The organism is Xanthobacter sp. (assembly GCF_041911315.1).
Classification (GTDB): domain Bacteria; phylum Pseudomonadota; class Alphaproteobacteria; order Rhizobiales; family Xanthobacteraceae; genus Xanthobacter; species Xanthobacter aminoxidans.
In genome coordinates this window covers 18,174-32,182 of the sequence record NZ_JAYRPE010000082.1, presented here as the reverse complement: position 1 = coordinate 32,182, position 14,009 = coordinate 18,174, and the positions used below count along the sequence as shown (strand labels likewise).

16 protein-coding genes are annotated in these 14,009 nt (G+C 68.6%); 10 read left to right on the top strand and 6 right to left on the bottom strand.

Annotated features, from left to right (window positions below; translation table 11 throughout):
* Positions 1-50 precede the first annotated feature (50 nt).
* A complete protein-coding gene (locus ACE3QW_RS23250) occupies positions 51-449 on the bottom strand; it encodes a hypothetical protein (protein WP_374254323.1) in 399 nt (132 codons plus the stop codon).
* A gap of 214 nt (positions 450-663) precedes the next feature.
* Positions 664-1,338 carry a glutathione S-transferase family protein gene (locus ACE3QW_RS23245; protein ID WP_374254321.1) on the bottom strand — a complete coding sequence of 225 codons (675 nt, stop codon included), beginning with the start codon at positions 1,336-1,338 and terminating at the stop codon, positions 664-666.
* A 264-nt stretch (positions 1,339-1,602) separates the two neighbouring features.
* Between ACE3QW_RS23245 and ACE3QW_RS23240 the strand changes: the two genes are divergently transcribed.
* The 5 genes from ACE3QW_RS23240 to msrP all read left to right on the top strand — a co-directional run bounded on the left by ACE3QW_RS23240 (position 1,603) and on the right by msrP (position 5,998).
* Positions 1,603-2,805, top strand: coding sequence for a pyridoxal phosphate-dependent aminotransferase (locus ACE3QW_RS23240; RefSeq protein WP_250167668.1), 1,203 nt, complete (start codon positions 1,603-1,605; stop codon positions 2,803-2,805).
* A gap of 238 nt (positions 2,806-3,043) precedes the next feature.
* Positions 3,044-3,517, top strand: a complete 474-nt coding sequence (locus ACE3QW_RS23235; protein ID WP_029557114.1) for a DUF992 domain-containing protein — start codon at positions 3,044-3,046, stop codon at positions 3,515-3,517.
* Between the two features lie 233 nt (positions 3,518-3,750).
* Positions 3,751-4,281, top strand: coding sequence for a DUF992 domain-containing protein (locus tag ACE3QW_RS23230; protein ID WP_374254318.1), 531 nt, complete (start codon positions 3,751-3,753; stop codon positions 4,279-4,281).
* Between the two features lie 114 nt (positions 4,282-4,395).
* The gene (locus ACE3QW_RS23225) at positions 4,396-4,905 is read left to right on the top strand and encodes a DUF992 domain-containing protein (protein ID WP_374254316.1); all 510 of its coding nucleotides are present in this window, start codon (positions 4,396-4,398) and stop codon (positions 4,903-4,905) included.
* Between the two features lie 115 nt (positions 4,906-5,020).
* On the top strand, positions 5,021-5,998 hold the full coding sequence (msrP, locus tag ACE3QW_RS23220) for a protein-methionine-sulfoxide reductase catalytic subunit MsrP (protein WP_374254315.1): 978 nt from the start codon (positions 5,021-5,023) through the stop codon (positions 5,996-5,998).
* 178 nt (positions 5,999-6,176) lie between these two features.
* Here msrP and ACE3QW_RS23215 read toward each other — a convergent pair whose 3' ends face one another.
* The gene (locus tag ACE3QW_RS23215) at positions 6,177-7,406 is read right to left on the bottom strand and encodes an ornithine decarboxylase (protein WP_374254362.1); all 1,230 of its coding nucleotides are present in this window, start codon (positions 7,404-7,406) and stop codon (positions 6,177-6,179) included.
* Positions 7,407-7,713: 307 nt separating this feature from the next.
* Here ACE3QW_RS23215 and ACE3QW_RS23210 point away from each other — a divergent pair, with 307 nt between their 5' ends.
* Entirely contained in the window at positions 7,714-8,202 is a 489-nt protein-coding gene (locus ACE3QW_RS23210) for a hypothetical protein (RefSeq protein ID WP_051460770.1), read from the top strand.
* The gene (locus ACE3QW_RS23205; RefSeq protein ID WP_374254313.1) at positions 8,199-8,906 is read left to right on the top strand and encodes a ribonuclease T; all 708 of its coding nucleotides are present in this window, start codon (positions 8,199-8,201) and stop codon (positions 8,904-8,906) included. The genes ACE3QW_RS23210 and ACE3QW_RS23205 overlap by 4 nt, the downstream gene beginning before the upstream one ends.
* A 31-nt stretch (positions 8,907-8,937) precedes the next feature.
* Here ACE3QW_RS23205 and ACE3QW_RS23200 read toward each other — a convergent pair whose 3' ends face one another.
* The gene (locus ACE3QW_RS23200) at positions 8,938-9,336 is read right to left on the bottom strand and encodes a hypothetical protein (protein ID WP_029557107.1); all 399 of its coding nucleotides are present in this window, start codon (positions 9,334-9,336) and stop codon (positions 8,938-8,940) included.
* A 170-nt stretch (positions 9,337-9,506) separates the two neighbouring features.
* On the opposite strand from ACE3QW_RS23200, the gene ACE3QW_RS23195 reads away from it, so the two are divergent.
* Together ACE3QW_RS23195 and ACE3QW_RS23190 are read left to right on the top strand one after the other, a co-directional pair.
* Positions 9,507-10,379 carry a 23S rRNA (adenine(2030)-N(6))-methyltransferase RlmJ gene (locus ACE3QW_RS23195; protein WP_374254311.1) on the top strand — a complete coding sequence of 291 codons (873 nt, stop codon included), beginning with the start codon at positions 9,507-9,509 and terminating at the stop codon, positions 10,377-10,379.
* A 121-nt stretch (positions 10,380-10,500) separates the two neighbouring features.
* The gene (locus ACE3QW_RS23190; RefSeq protein WP_374254309.1) at positions 10,501-11,100 is read left to right on the top strand and encodes a glutathione S-transferase family protein; all 600 of its coding nucleotides are present in this window, start codon (positions 10,501-10,503) and stop codon (positions 11,098-11,100) included.
* A gap of 57 nt (positions 11,101-11,157) precedes the next feature.
* Here the strand turns inward: ACE3QW_RS23190 and ACE3QW_RS23185 are convergent, their stop codons facing one another.
* Together ACE3QW_RS23185 and ACE3QW_RS23180 are read right to left on the bottom strand one after the other, a co-directional pair.
* Positions 11,158-11,559 carry a DUF1236 domain-containing protein gene (locus ACE3QW_RS23185; protein WP_374254307.1) on the bottom strand — a complete coding sequence of 134 codons (402 nt, stop codon included), beginning with the start codon at positions 11,557-11,559 and terminating at the stop codon, positions 11,158-11,160.
* A gap of 179 nt (positions 11,560-11,738) precedes the next feature.
* On the bottom strand, positions 11,739-13,172 hold the full coding sequence (locus ACE3QW_RS23180) for an aspartate aminotransferase family protein (RefSeq protein WP_374254305.1): 1,434 nt from the start codon (positions 13,170-13,172) through the stop codon (positions 11,739-11,741).
* Between the two features lie 130 nt (positions 13,173-13,302).
* Here ACE3QW_RS23180 and tmpT point away from each other — a divergent pair, with 130 nt between their 5' ends.
* Positions 13,303-13,941, top strand: coding sequence for a thiopurine S-methyltransferase (gene tmpT, locus ACE3QW_RS23175; RefSeq protein WP_374254303.1), 639 nt, complete (start codon positions 13,303-13,305; stop codon positions 13,939-13,941).
* Positions 13,942-14,009 lie beyond the last annotated feature (68 nt).

Genomic DNA, 14,009 nt, shown 5'->3' with positions numbered 1-14,009 from the left:
CCTCGGGCAGCGCGTCGTTCAGCGGCGAAGGCGTATGCCGCGCGGCCGGATCAACGCGACCGCGCACGCGCGCGGGTTTCAATGCGGCGGGTTTTGATGCGCGACGTCGCAAAACGCCGCGCCGCAAGGGCCGACAGGAGAACCGCGCCGCCGACCACGCCGAGCGACAGGAGGAAACCGGAGGATTCCTTGACGCCACCGGCGATCAGGTCGCCCGCCATGGCAGCATGACCGCCGAGCACCAGCGCCACGGCGCCGATGGCGACCATGAGGGCAAAGGTGAGAACCGCCTGGGCCAGCGCGTCGCCCTCCTTGTGGGCGCGCACGGCACGGGCCAGCAGCTCGGGATCCGCCGGCGACTGGCGCACGGCCCGGCGGGTGAGGGAAAAGTGCCCTGCTTCCATGTAACCGCCGACGTCACAACGTCCGGACATGATGGTCTCGCTCATTGGGGCAGCCTCCTCATCCCCTGTTCCGCGCGCTCTCCAGCAACGTGAAAAGGGGCGAATCAGTTCCGCCGACACAAGGCAGGGTGGAAAAGAATCGTGGCGCGACGGCGGCTTAGCCTTCACGGATGATGGCAAGATGATGTCGATCGCTCACGGACGCGCGAGCCGTCCCCGCTGTTTTGGCGCGCCATTGCGTCGCTCAGGATTGCGTCGCTCAGGCGTGCGCCGGATCGGTCGCCGCGTTCCCGGGCCGCCAGCTCATGTCCACATGCCCCGGCTCCGCCGCCACGCGGGCGAGCCAGTCGCGAACGACCGGGAAGGCTGCGAGGGAGAAGTCCCCCTCCTCCGCCACATGGGTGTGGGCGAACAAAGCGATGTCGGCGATGGTGAGCCCATCGCCGACGAAATAGCGGCGGGCGGACAGGTGCCGTTCCATCACCTTGAGCGCCGCATAGCCCTCCTCCATCCAGCGATCCACGTCGTGGGCGCGCAGCTCGCGTCCGCCGCGCACCTGCCGCAGCCAGAAACGGGCGGTGGCGATGCCCGGCTCGTGGCTGTTCTGCTCGAAGAACATCCAGCGCAGCACCTCGGCGCGGGCGAAAGCGTCGGCGGGCAGAAGCGGCGTGCCCTCGGCGAGATAGAAGAGGATGGCATTGGACTCGGCGAGGAAGCGCCCGTCCACATCCAGGAGCGGCACCCGCCCCTCCAGATTCATGGCGAGGAATTCCGGCGTGCGATGCTCGCCGGCAAAGATGTCCACCTCCACGAGGCGGAACGGCCAGCCGAGCTTCGCCAGCATCAGGCGCGCCTTGTAGGAATTGCCCGACGACTGCGTGGAATAGAGCGTCAGCACCTCAACCGTCCTCCCCGCCCCCCGAACGCCCAGCATGTGGCGGCAGGCCGGGGAAGCCGCAAGCCCCGGATCAAAGCCCGCGCGGCGCCTGAGCGTAGGTAGCGCAGAGGGCCGGTCCGCGCCGCGCCCCGATCCATCAATCCGGCGTCGCGCGACATTCACGATCCTTGCTTGTTCGCGGCAAAGCTCTGAACTAGTGTCCGCCCCGCCGGCATCCGGCCGGCCCTCGACCTGTCATCGTTGCGCCCGTGCCGCGGCATCCGCTCCGCCCACGATCGCGCGTCCCGGAGCCCAAAGGCCATGAGCCTCCTTTCGTCCGCCCTCAAGCGCATCAAGCCCTCCCCCACCATCGCCATCTCCAACAAGGCGCGGGAGCTGAAAGCGTCGGGGCGGGACATCATCGCGCTCTCGGCCGGCGAGCCGGACTTCGACACCCCCGAGAACATCAAGGAAGCTGCCATCGCGGCCATCCGTCGCGGCGAGACCAAGTACACCGCCGTGGACGGCATTCCCGAGCTGAAGGCCGCCATCTGCCGCAAGTTCAAGCGCGAGAACGGGCTCGACTACAAGCCCTCGCAGGTGACTGTCGGCACCGGCGGCAAGCAGGTGCTGTTCAACGCGCTGGTCGCCACGGTCGACGCCGGTGACGAGGTCATCATCCCGGCGCCCTTCTGGGTGAGCTACCCCGACATCGTGGAATTCTGCGGCGGCACCCCGGTGCCGGCGATGACCACGCTGGAAGACAATTTCAAGCTGCGTCCCGAGGTGCTGGAAGCCGCCATCACGCCGAAGACCAAGTGGCTGATCTTCAACTCGCCGTCCAACCCCTCGGGCGCGGCCTACAGCTTCGACGAGCTGAAGGCGCTCACCGACGTGCTGGTGAAGCATCCCCATGTGTGGATCCTCACCGACGACATGTACGAGCACCTCGTCTATGACGACTTCAAGTTCGTCACCCCGGCGCAGGTGGAGCCCGCGCTCTACGACCGCACGCTGACCATGAACGGCGTCTCCAAGGCCTATTGCATGACCGGCTGGCGCATCGGCTACGCCGCCGGCCCGGAGGCGCTCATCAAGGCCATCGGGACGCTGCAGTCGCAGTCCACCTCCAACCCCTCCTCCATCGCCCAGTGGGCGGCGCTCGAGGCTCTGGACGGGCCGCAGGACTTCATCGCCGAGAACAACAAGGTGTTCAAGGAGCGCCGCGACCTCGTGGTCTCCATGCTGAACCAGACCAAGGGCCTCACCTGCCCGAAGCCGGAAGGCGCCTTCTACGTGTTCCCGTCCTGCGCCGGCACCATCGGCAAGACCACGCCCACGGGCGTGAAGATCACCAATGACGAGGTGTTCGCCACCGAGCTGCTTAATGCAGAAGGCGTCGCGGTGGTGCACGGTTCGGCTTTCGGCCTCGGCCCGGCCTTCCGCATCTCCTACGCCACGGCCACCACGGACCTCGAGGAAGCCTGCCGGCGCATCCAGCGCTTCTGCGGCTCCCTGGCCTGACCCTGCGAGAGCGAGCGGCACCCGTCGCTCGCTCTCGACCCGGCCGCCGCGCCGGCCCCGCGTCCGCCCGGCCTCCCGTGAAATTTACCTTCCGGGAGGGTGGGAATTGCAACAGCGACGGGAAAACGGAACCCTGCGCCAACTGGAGCGTTGGCGCCGCGGTGAAGTCTGGGCTAAGGCTGCGCGGTCGTCGGGCGCCGGATTCGACCCGCCCGCTTCCCACAGGAGGAACGACATCATGAAGACTGTTCTCAAGGCCGGCCTCGCTGCTGCCGCCGTGCTCGTCGCCGGCGCGCTTCCCGCTTCGGCCCAGTCCCGCGTCCAGGTGGGCACGCTGACCTGCAACATGGCGCCCAACGTGGCGTTCGTGATCGGCTCGGTCCGCGAGATGAGCTGCGCGTTCCGCCCGGCCGTCCACGGCGCCAAGCGCGGCACCTATCAGGGCACCGTGCGCCGCTTCGGCCTCGACATCGGCGTGAACGGCCGCGGCACCCTGGTGTGGGGCGTGTTCGCCCCGTCCGCCAAGGTTCCCGCCGGCGCCCTGCGCGGCACCTACGTGGGTGCGGCCGGCTCCGCCTCCATCGGCGTGGGCCTCGGTGCCAACGTCCTCGTGGGCGGCTCCCAGAACACCTTCGCGCTGCAGCCGCTGTCGCTCGAAGGCCAGACCGGGCTCAACCTCGCCCTCGGCGTGTCGGACCTCACCCTGCGCTGATTCGCACCTGCCCGGCGGCAGGACGGCCCAAACGCCTCCTGCCGCAACGGCATCTGCCCCATCTGCAAGCCTGCCCCGCGCCCCCGGCCCAACCGGGGGCGCGAGCATTTTCAAGCCTCTGTCTCCGCCCGCTCCGCCGGATGATTCCGCGCGCGCCAAGCCGCCCGGAGCGGAGATTGCACGGGACTCCCCGACGACGTACCTCTCGAGCGTCGCCATCCGGGGGATTGTCCATGCGCGCCACCATCGCCGCCGCCCTTCTTGCTGCCTCGACCGTCCTCGCCGCCGCGATTCCGGCTGCCGCCCAGCCCCTCCCGCCGGTCCAGCTTCCCCCGCCCCCGACCGGACCGCTGGTCCAGTCCGGCATGCTGGTGTGCAAGGTGGCGCCGTCCATCGGCTTCGTGCTCGGCTCCATGCGCGAGGCGGCCTGCGAATTCCGGGACAATGCGGCGCAGCCCTATGTGGTGCTGTCGCGCTACAAGGGCACCATCTCCCGCTTCGGCATCGATCTCGGCGTGCTCGCCGCCGACACCCTCGCCTGGGCCGTGTTCGCCCCCACCGCCCGGCCCAACCCGAGCGACATCGCCGGCAGCTATATCGGCGTCTCGGCGGATGCCGCCTGGACCATCGGCGCGGGCGCCAACGTGCTGCTCGGCGGCTCCAGCAACCAGATCGCCCTACAGACCATTTCGGTGGAGGGCATGGTGGGCGCCGACGTCGCGGCCGGCATCGCCGACCTCACCCTGATTCTGCTGCCGAACTGAAGGTATTTCGCGACCCACCATAAAAGGGCCGCAGCCTTCGTGGCAGAGTGAGCTTTGCCTCGGCCGGACGACATGGTCCCGCCGAGGCGCCATCCCTGTGCGGAGGGGTTCGGCATGTCCAGGTTTCTGTCTCGTTCGGTGGCGGTCGCGCTTTGCGGCGCCGGCCTCGCCGCCATGCTGGCGCCGGCCTTCGGCGGCCCGGCGATGCCCCAGGTGGCGGCCGGCCTGCTGGAATGCCGCAGCGCCTTCGCCACCGGCTACGGCTTCGGCTCTTCCCGCTCCGTGAAATGCGAGTACCGGCCCTCCATGGGAGTCAATCACTATTACAGCGGCACCATGGAGCGGATCGGGCTCGACTTCGGCGTGTCCGATCAGGCCAGCATGCTGTGGGCGGTGATCGCCACCTCTCCGGCGGTCGCGCCCGGCGCGCTGGCCGGGAAATATGTCGGCATCTCCACCGGCTTCTCCCTCGGCCCGGGCTTCTCCGCCAACATGCTCGCCTCCGACGACGCCACCAAGCAGGTGACGCTGCAACCCCTCAGCGTATCGTCCGACAGCGGCCTCAGCGTTTCCATCGCCGGCGCGACGCTGACCCTCGAGCAATCCGCCGCCGCCCCCCAGTGAGCCCACGGGAGAGGACTCACACCGGCGCGTAAGACACGCCCGTGTGAGACACGCCTGTGTGACTTGCCCCTTCGTCCCCCCGCCCCGATCTTGGCGCCGCGACGGAGGACACTGAATGCTCATCAGATCAAGGCGCGGCTGGGAACTCCCCGAATCGGCGGCAACGCCGGAGGACGTCTATCTCAACCGCCGCCAGGCCATGGGCGCGGGGGCGATGCTCCTCGCCGGCCTCGGCGCCGGGACGCTCTCCAGCCCTGCCGCAGCCCAGCGCGTCGGCGACATTCCCGACCCCTCGGCCAGCCTTTACCCCGCCCCCCGCAACCCCCGCTACACGCTTGAGCGGCCGGTGACGCCGGAGGCGAAGTCGAGCCTCGTGAACAATTATTACGAGTTCAGCTACGGCAAGGTCGTCGGCCCCTCCATGACGCGCTTCCAGCGCCGGCCGTGGCTGGTGAAGATCGACGGGCTGGTGGAGAAGCCCCAGGAAATGGGCATCGACGACCTGTTCAAGAAAGTGAAGTTCGAGGAGCGCCTCTATCGCCACCGCTGCGTCGAGGCGTGGTCCATGGCGGTGCCGTGGACGGGCTTTCCCATGAAGGATCTCGTGGCCCTCGCCGCCCCCACCTCGGGCGCGAAATACATCAAGATGGAGACCTTCCTCGATCCCAAGGTGGCGCCCAACCAGCGGGACTTCCGCTATACGTGGCCCTACGTGGAAGGCCTGACGCTGGAAGAGGCGACCAACGAACTCGCCTTCCTCGTCACCGGTGTCTACGGCAAGCCCGCGCCCAACCAGTTCGGCGCGCCGCTCCGGCTGGTGCTGCCGTGGAAATACGGCTTCAAATCCATCAAGGGCATCGTCCGCTTCACCTTCACCGACAAGCAGCCGGTGAGCTTCTGGGAGCAGCTTCAGGGGTCCGAATACGGCTTCTGGGCCAATGTGAACCCCAAGGTGCCGCACCCGCGCTGGAGCCAGGCGACCGAAGAGGACATCGCCACCGGCCAGCGCGTGCCGACCGAGCTCTTCAACGGCTACGGCGCGTATGTCGCCGACCTCTACAAGGGCCGCGAGACCCAGAAGATCTGGTTCTAGGGCCGGGACCTCACAATCCCTTTCGACCGTCATACCCCGGCTTGTCCGGGGGATCCACTCAGCGGCCGGGCGGCCTATCGGGAAACGAGACATCGCTTTGTCGGCACGGTGGATGCCCCGGACAAGCCGGGGCATGACGGCGCTCTTGTCGAGACGAAGCCCGCCTTCGGTCTTTCGCCTACCCCTCCACGGAGCCTCGCCGCTCGGGCTCGGCGAAGCCGTCCGGCGCCTCACCGGCGTCGAACGGCGTCGTCACCTCCACGAAGGTGTCGGGGTAGAAGCCGTTGAAGCGGGTGCGCAAAGAGAGGGAATAGGCCCCGATGTGGCCGATCTCGATCCAGTCGCCCGTATCCACGCTCTCCGGCAGATAGAAGGGGCGGGAGAGCACGTCCACGCTGTCACAGGTGGCGCCGTAGATGCGGAACGGCGCCGTCACGTCCGCCCGCCCCGGCCGGCGGCGGCGGGCGGGATCGGGGATGTGACGCACCGGAAGCAGGATCTTCCCGGTCCACGAATCCGACAAGGACGACCACACCCCGTCATTGATGTAGAGCCGCTGCCCCTTCTTCAGCAGCACCCGCACGATGACCGAGAAGGCGCGGGCGACGATGACCCGCCCCGGCTCCGCCACCAGCGGAATGCCGGAAAAGCCGTGCCGCTCCACCGCCCCCATCAGCCCGCCGACGATCTCGCCCAGCGGCGGCATGGGCGGCACCGGCCGGCGCGGGTCCACCGCATAGGTCGCGGGAAAGCCCCCGCCCACGTCGAGCACCGAGATGGGCACCTTTGCCGCGTCGCGCACCTCGGCGGCGGTGGCGACGGCGCGGGCATAGGTGTCCACATCCTCCACCTGGCTGCCCACGTGGAAGCACAGGCCGCAGCGGATGCCGAGGCCATGGATGCGCTGGAGCAGCTCCGCCGCATGGCCCGGCGCCGCACCGAACTTGCGCGACAGCTCGTAGGCCGCCTCCCCCTTGGAGGCGATGCGCACGAACAAGGTGAGGTCTTCCGGGTCGAGATCGAGCGCGCGGACGATGCGCAGGATCTTCGCCACCTCGTCCTCATGGTCGAGGGCGGTGGCGCGGATGCGGTAGTGCTCCAGCGCGAGGCGGATGTCCGACTGCGCCTTCACCGGGTGCATGTAGAACAGCTCCGCCCCCGGCGCCGCGGCGCGCGCCGCCGCGAACTCGGCGGGAGAGGCGACATCGAACGCGTTGATGCCCGATCGCGCCAGCACGTCGAGCACCATGGGCTCGCCATTGGTCTTCACCGCATAGGCGGTCTTGCCCGGAAAGGCTTGGAGGAAGGCCGCGGCGTCCGCCGCCAGCACCTCCGGGCGGAAGCAATAGACCGGCTGGTCCGGCCGCATCTCCAGCGCCGCCTCCCGCCCGGTGGAGAAGCGCGGCAGGCCCGAAGGCACAGGTGCGCTCCGGCCGGCGGTCACGAGGTGGGGCGTCGTTTGCGGCATTCGGGGCTCCTCCCGCGAGTCGGACCCGGGCAGCTTGCCGGTCTTTTCCGGCGAGAGCACGACAGGCGCCATCGAACCGCTCGTTCATTTTCTCTTAAGGTGTTGCCGCCGCGTCCTTGACCGCGGCCGAACCCGGCCGCATCGTCCCGCCGAGGTACGCCCGGAGGGGCGGAAGGCCGAAGTGGAGACGACCATGGGTGAGCGGGCGCTGGGCGCGAAGGCCGTTGGCGAAAAGGCTGGCGGCAAGATGAAGCGCGTGCGCGCGGCCTTGGGAGCCTCCATCGGCCGGATCGCCGCGACGGCGGCCGTGGCTGCTCTTGCGTTTGCGCCCGTGTCCGTCGCCCCGGCCAAGGCGGCGAACCTGCTGGAGCTGAATTTCTGGCTCTCCGGCCCGAACTATTCCGGCGTCGTACCGGCCTGCGACAGCCAGGAGGCGCTCGACCTCATCGCCACCCGCTTCGCCGAGACCGAGCGGCGCTTCTGGGCCTCCAGCCTTTCCATCACCGACTTCGAGAAGGTGCACGAGATCGCTTTCCGGCCGTGGGGGCAGGAATACCAGCCGCGCCGCTACTGCCGCGGCACGGTCTTCACCAACGACCTCAAGAAGCGCGTCATCTATTATTCCATCATCGAGGACGGCGGCTGGACAGGCGCCACCTGGGGCGTGGAATGGTGCGTGGTCGGGCTCGACCGCAACTACGCCTATGCTCCGTCCTGCAAGATGGCGGGTCCGTGACGCGGCCTTTGGCGCAGGCCTCTTTCGCACAGGCCCTGCGGACGACCGCAGGCCGGCTCGCCGCTGGTCTCGCGCTGCTGCTGGCGCTCGCGGCTTTCGGCCCTGCGCAAGCCGAGGGCCAGCCCGGCCAGTTCGATTTCTATGTGCTCTCCTTGTCCTGGTCGCCGACCTATTGCGAGGACCAGGGCAAGCGCGCGGACAGCGAGCCGCAATGCTCGCTCACCCGCCCCTACGCCTTCGTGGTGCACGGCCTATGGCCGCAATATGAGCGCGGCTTCCCGCAATATTGCCAGAACCCGCCGCCCTACGTGCCCAACCCGCTCGTCAATTCCATGCTGGACGTGATGCCGAGCCGACGCCTCGTCATCTATGAATGGAAGAAGCACGGCACCTGCTCCGGCCTGTCGCCCCAGGCCTATTTCGATCAGGTGCGCGCGGCGAAGGCGAAGGTGGTCATCCCGGCAGAGTTCTCCCGCCTCGACGACTACAAGATGGTCGCGCCGCAAGAGGTGGAAAACGCCTTCCGCGCCGCCAATCCCGGCTTGGAAGCCGGCATGATCTCGGTGGACTGCGACCGGCGCCGGCTGCGGGAAGTGCGGGTGTGCCTCAGCCGCGACCTCGCCTTCCAGCCCTGCCCGGAGGTGGAGCGCCGCTCCTGCCGCCTCTCGCGCATGGTGATGCCGCCGGTGCGCGGCGGGCATTGAGGGCACCCGCCGGCCGGTTCCCGACCCGTCTTCAGGGCTGCTTGGTGAGGCGCGCGCACAGCGCCAGCGCATCGTCGTCGTCGGCTTCGAGATAGCAGAGGTCGATCACGCCGTCGGGCTGGATCGTCCCGATGTGGATGCCGTCGTCACCCGAGAGATAGAGGGTTTTCAGATCGGGCGTGAGCGTGCCGAAGACCGGCTCGGACTTGGTGCCGCCGCGCACCGGATAGACCACCTTCGCCTTGAAGGAGCGGCCGCGCTGCTCCTCGACGACGAGGCCGTAATCGGCGTTCACATAGCCCATTTCCATGCCCACACCGTCGCTCGGCCCCTTCCAGGTCCCGACGAGGGAGGGCGCCTGCTGCGCCGAAGCGGGCACCGCGACCGCGAGCGTGGCAACAAGGGACAGCGCGAAAACGAGAGGCTTCATGTTTCCCTCCTGCGGACGCGGGGGGCGCGGGTGGAGCACTGCCGCTTGACGTCCCGGCGTCCATGCGTCACGCCGGAACGGTCGCACGGCGTCACGAGGGCCACAATACCGCTACGTCACAGCTGCCCGCGCCATCCACACCCTCCCTTCCGCGCCATCGCCGAGCCGAGATGAATTATCGCCACGCCTTCCACGCCGGAAACCCGGCCGATGTCATGAAGCACGCCGCGCTCGCCCGCGTGCTCGCCTATCTCGGCAAGAAGGATGCGCCCTATCGCGTGCTCGACACCCATGCCGGCACCGGGCTCTACGATCTCGACGGCATCAACGCCCGCAAGACCGGCGAGGCCGATGCCGGCATCGAGGCGGTGCTGGCGGCGCAGGACGCCGGCACCCTCTCCGCTCCCGCCGCGGCGTTGCTCGCGCCCTATCTCGATTGCGTGCGCGGCCTGCGCGAAGGCGGCCGCAAGCTCTATCCCGGCTCGCCGGCCCTCGCCCTCGCCCTGTCGCGGCCGCAGGACAAGTTCCTGTTCTGCGAGCTGAACAAGGAAGAGCGCGTGAAGCTGGAGAAGCGCGTGGGCGAGGACCCGCGCGCCGAGGGCCGGGTGAAGATCCTCGCCCAGGACGGCTGGCAGGCCCTCGCCGCGCACCTCCCCCCGCGCGAGCGGCGCGGCGTGGTGCTGGTGGACCCGCCGTTCGAGGAGCCCGGCGAGTTCCAGCGCATGGTGGCGGGGCTGGAAGCGGCGCACCGGCGGTTCGCCACCGGCATCTTCATGCTCTGGTATCCTATCAAGGACCTGCGCGCGGTGGACGCCTTCCGCCGCGATGTGGCCAGTCTGAAGCTTCCCAAGACCTTGCGCGTGGAACTGGATTTCGCGCAGGTGCGCGCGCTGGACACGCTCTCCGGTTCCGGCCTCATCATCGTCAATCCGCCGTTCACGCTGGCCGACGAGATGAAAACCGTGCTCAACGCCCTCGCCCCCCTGCTGGCGCGGGACGGCAAGGGGCGGGCGCGGGTGTCGTGGCTGACGGAAGCCGGCTGAGGGCGCCGGAAGAACGGGGTAGCGACGACGCTGCGCCGAATCCCGTTGTTTTTGCGTGGCAGCATGGCCATGGCCGGGCTATCCAGAAGGTCCCTCCTCCCGTCCCCACGGACCCCCGCCCATGCTGCTCCGCCATTCCCCCACCTCTCCCTTCGTGCGCAAGGTGCGCGTCGCCGCTGCCATCCTCGGCATTCCGCTCCAGCTGGAGCCGGCCGACACGCTCGACCCCAACGACACGCTGCGCCAGCAGAACCCGCTGGGGAAAATTCCCGCGCTGCTGGCCGATGACGGAGAGGTGCTGTTCGATTCGTCGGTGATCCTCGCCTATCTGGACCATCTGGCGGGCGACGGGCGCATCCTGCCCACCGCGCCGGCCGCGCGCATCAAGGTGCTGCGCCGCGAGGCCCTCGTGGACGGGATGATGGATGCAGGCATCCTCATTCTCTATGAGACGCGCTTCCGGCCGCAGGAGAAGCACGAGCCGCGCTGGCTGGAGCATCAGGCCGGCAAGCGCCTGCGCGCGATCGATGCACTGGAGATGGAGGTGGAGCCCTATTCCGGCACGCCGAACGCGGGCGACATCGCCCTTGCCTGCGCGCTGGGCTGGTTCGATTTCCGCTTCGGCGGCGACTGGCGGGCCGAGCATCCCAAGCTCGTCGCCTGGCTCGATGCCTTCAGTGCCGCGCATCCTGAGTTTGCGGATTCCGCGCCGGTGGCCTGACACGCCAAAGGCGCCACCCCGGAGGGTGGCGCCTTCGACGCGGTACCAGCGCTTTCGTCACTCGACGATGTAGACCACCTTGCGGGTCTTGGGCTCGACGATGACGCGGCGGTCGTTCACCACCGTGTATTCATACTCGCTGTTCTGCGGGATATCGTAGAGCATCACGCTGGGCGGGAGCTGGCGGCCCACCACCACTTCCTGCTCCATGCGGACGGAGGGGCGGCGCTCCTTCATCACGTAGGTGCGCACCTCCTGCGGGGGCTCGGCGGCCGCGCCGACACCGGCACCGACCACGCCGCCCACCACCGCGCCCACGGGGCCACCCACCACCGCGCCGACCGCGGCACCGCCGACCGCGCCCGTGGCGGTGGAGGCCTGCGCGAAGGCCGCGGCGGGAGCGATCACGGGAGCCGCAAGGGCGGCGATCACGGTACTCATCAGCAACGTCTTTCGCATCTTACCTCTCCTGCTGCGTTCAGATCGCATCAGAAACAGTGGTCGAGGCAAAAACGTTCCCGACAGCATCCAAGAGCTGCAAATACCTGGGACTGACTTGGGGAAAACCGGGGGCGAAAACCTTGGCCTTCGCCCCAATGCCGTCATCTTTGACTTCGGCTTTGCCGTGCGCGGCGCGCTCAGGCGCTCGCTACGGCCTTCGCAGGCACGCGCGGAACGGGAACCATCATCCCGCGCTTGATCAGCTCCGCATGGGTGAGGTCCAGCACCCGCCAGGCGGTGGCGACCAGTTCGTCCGCCTCCTCGTGCGACAGGGTGAAGGGCGGGGCCAGGATCATGCCGTCGCGCACCGCGCGCATCACCAGCCCCTCCTTGAATGAAAAATCGCGGCAGATGAGGCCCACCGTGCCCTCCTCGGCCGCGAAGGCGGCGCGGGTGGATTTGTCGGGGGTCAGCTCCATGGCGCCGATCAGCCCCACCATGCGCGCCTCGCCCACCAGCGGATGGTCGGCGAGCTTCAGCCAGCGCTCCTGCAGGTAGGGGCCGATATCGGTCCGCACCCGGTCCACCAGCTTTTCCTCGTGCATGATCTTGAGGTTGGCCAGCGCCGCGGCGCAGCCGCCGGGATGGCCGGAATAGGTGTAGCCGTGGTTGAAGTCGCCGCCGTGCTCGATGAAGCCTTCGGCGAAATGATCGCCGACGATCACGCCGCCCAGCGGGAAGTATCCGGAGGTCACGCCCTTGGCGAAGGTGATGAGGTCCGGCTTCACGCCCATGAATTCGCAGCCGAACCAGCGGCCGGTGCGCCCGAAGCCGCAGATCACCTCGTCGCAGATCAGCAGCACGTCGCGCTCGCGGCAGATTTTCTCCACCTCGGGCCAGTAATTGGCGGGCGGGATGATGACGCCGCCGGCGCCCTGGATGGGCTCGCCGATGAAGGCCGCCACATTCTCCGGCCCCGCCTCGTCGATGGCGCGGGCCACCTCGCGCGCGGCATAGAGGCCGAAATCCTCGCGGCTCATCTCGCCACCCTCGGCCCACCAATAGGGCTGGGCCACGTGGATGATGCCGGGAATGGGCAGGCCGCCCTGGGCATGCATGGGCTTCATACCGCCGAGCGAGGCGCCGCCCATGGTGGAGCCGTGATAGCCGTTGCGGCGGGAGATGAAGATGTGCTTCTCGGGCTTGCCCAGCGCGGCCCAATAGTGGCGGACCATGCGCAGCACCGTGTCCACCGCCTCCGAACCGCCGGAGGTGAAGAACACATGGTTCATATGGGCCGGCGCCACCTCGGAGATGGCCGCCGCCAGCTCCGCCGCGGCGGGGTGGGTGGTCTTGAAGAAGGTGTTGTAATAATCGAGCTGGTAGAGCTGCTGCGCCATGGCATCGACGATGGCGTGCCGCCCGTGCCCCACCTGCGAGCACCACAGGCCCGACATGCCGTCGAGGATCTTGTTGCCGTCGCTGTCGAAGACATAGACCCCCTCGGCCCGCGTGATGACCCGCACCCCCTCGGCGTTCAGCGCCTTCGTGTCGGAGAACGGATGCAGGTGGTGCGCCGCATCCAGCGCGCGCCAGTGGGCGGTGGAGTTGGACAGGGGGGCGGACGTCACGATGGCGATGCTCCGTGTTGAACCTCTGCGGTTCTAGCGCGAAAGCGGGACCGTGGGCACCCCCGCGCTCGCACGGCGCGCCTGATCTGCTAAAGCTGCGACCGGTGATGGAGTCAGCGGAGGCGAGGGCATGGAACCGGGGTTCTGGCAGGCGCGGTGGGAGACGAAGCAGATCGGCTTTCACGAGGGAAAGCCCAACGCCTATCTGGTGAAGCACCTCGACCGCCTCGGCCTCGCGCCCGGCGCGCGCATCTTCCTGCCCCTGTGCGGCAAGACGCGGGACATCGCCTATTTGCTGGGGCAAGGCTTCGCCGTGGCCGGCGCGGAACTGAGCCGCATCGCGGTGGAGGAGCTGTTCGCCGAGCTGGAGGTGGTGCCCGAGATCACCGCGGCCGGCGACCTCCTGCGCTTCAGCGCGCCCGGCCTCGACATCTTCCAGGGCGACATCTTCGCGCTCGAAGCCGAGACCCTCGGCCCGGTGGATGCGGTCTACGACCGCGCCGCGCTGATCGCCCTGCCGCCCGACATGCGCCCGCGCTATGCCGCCCATGTCACGGCCATCACCGGGGCGGTGCCGCAGCTGGTGGTCACGATCGTCTATGACCAGTCCCTGGTCGGCGGCCCGCCCTTCTCCGTGCCTTCGGTGGAGGTCCACGCACTGCACGACGCCGGCTATCGGGTGACGCACCTCGATGCCGTCACCCGTCCCGATGCCCTCAAGGGCCAGTGGGAAGCGACCGAAGAGGTGCATCTGCTGGCGCGGCGGTGAGGGGTCTCGCATCCCGGCCGACTGGAGCGCAGCGGAAGGAGAGCCGGGATCCAGCGCAAGGACGACCG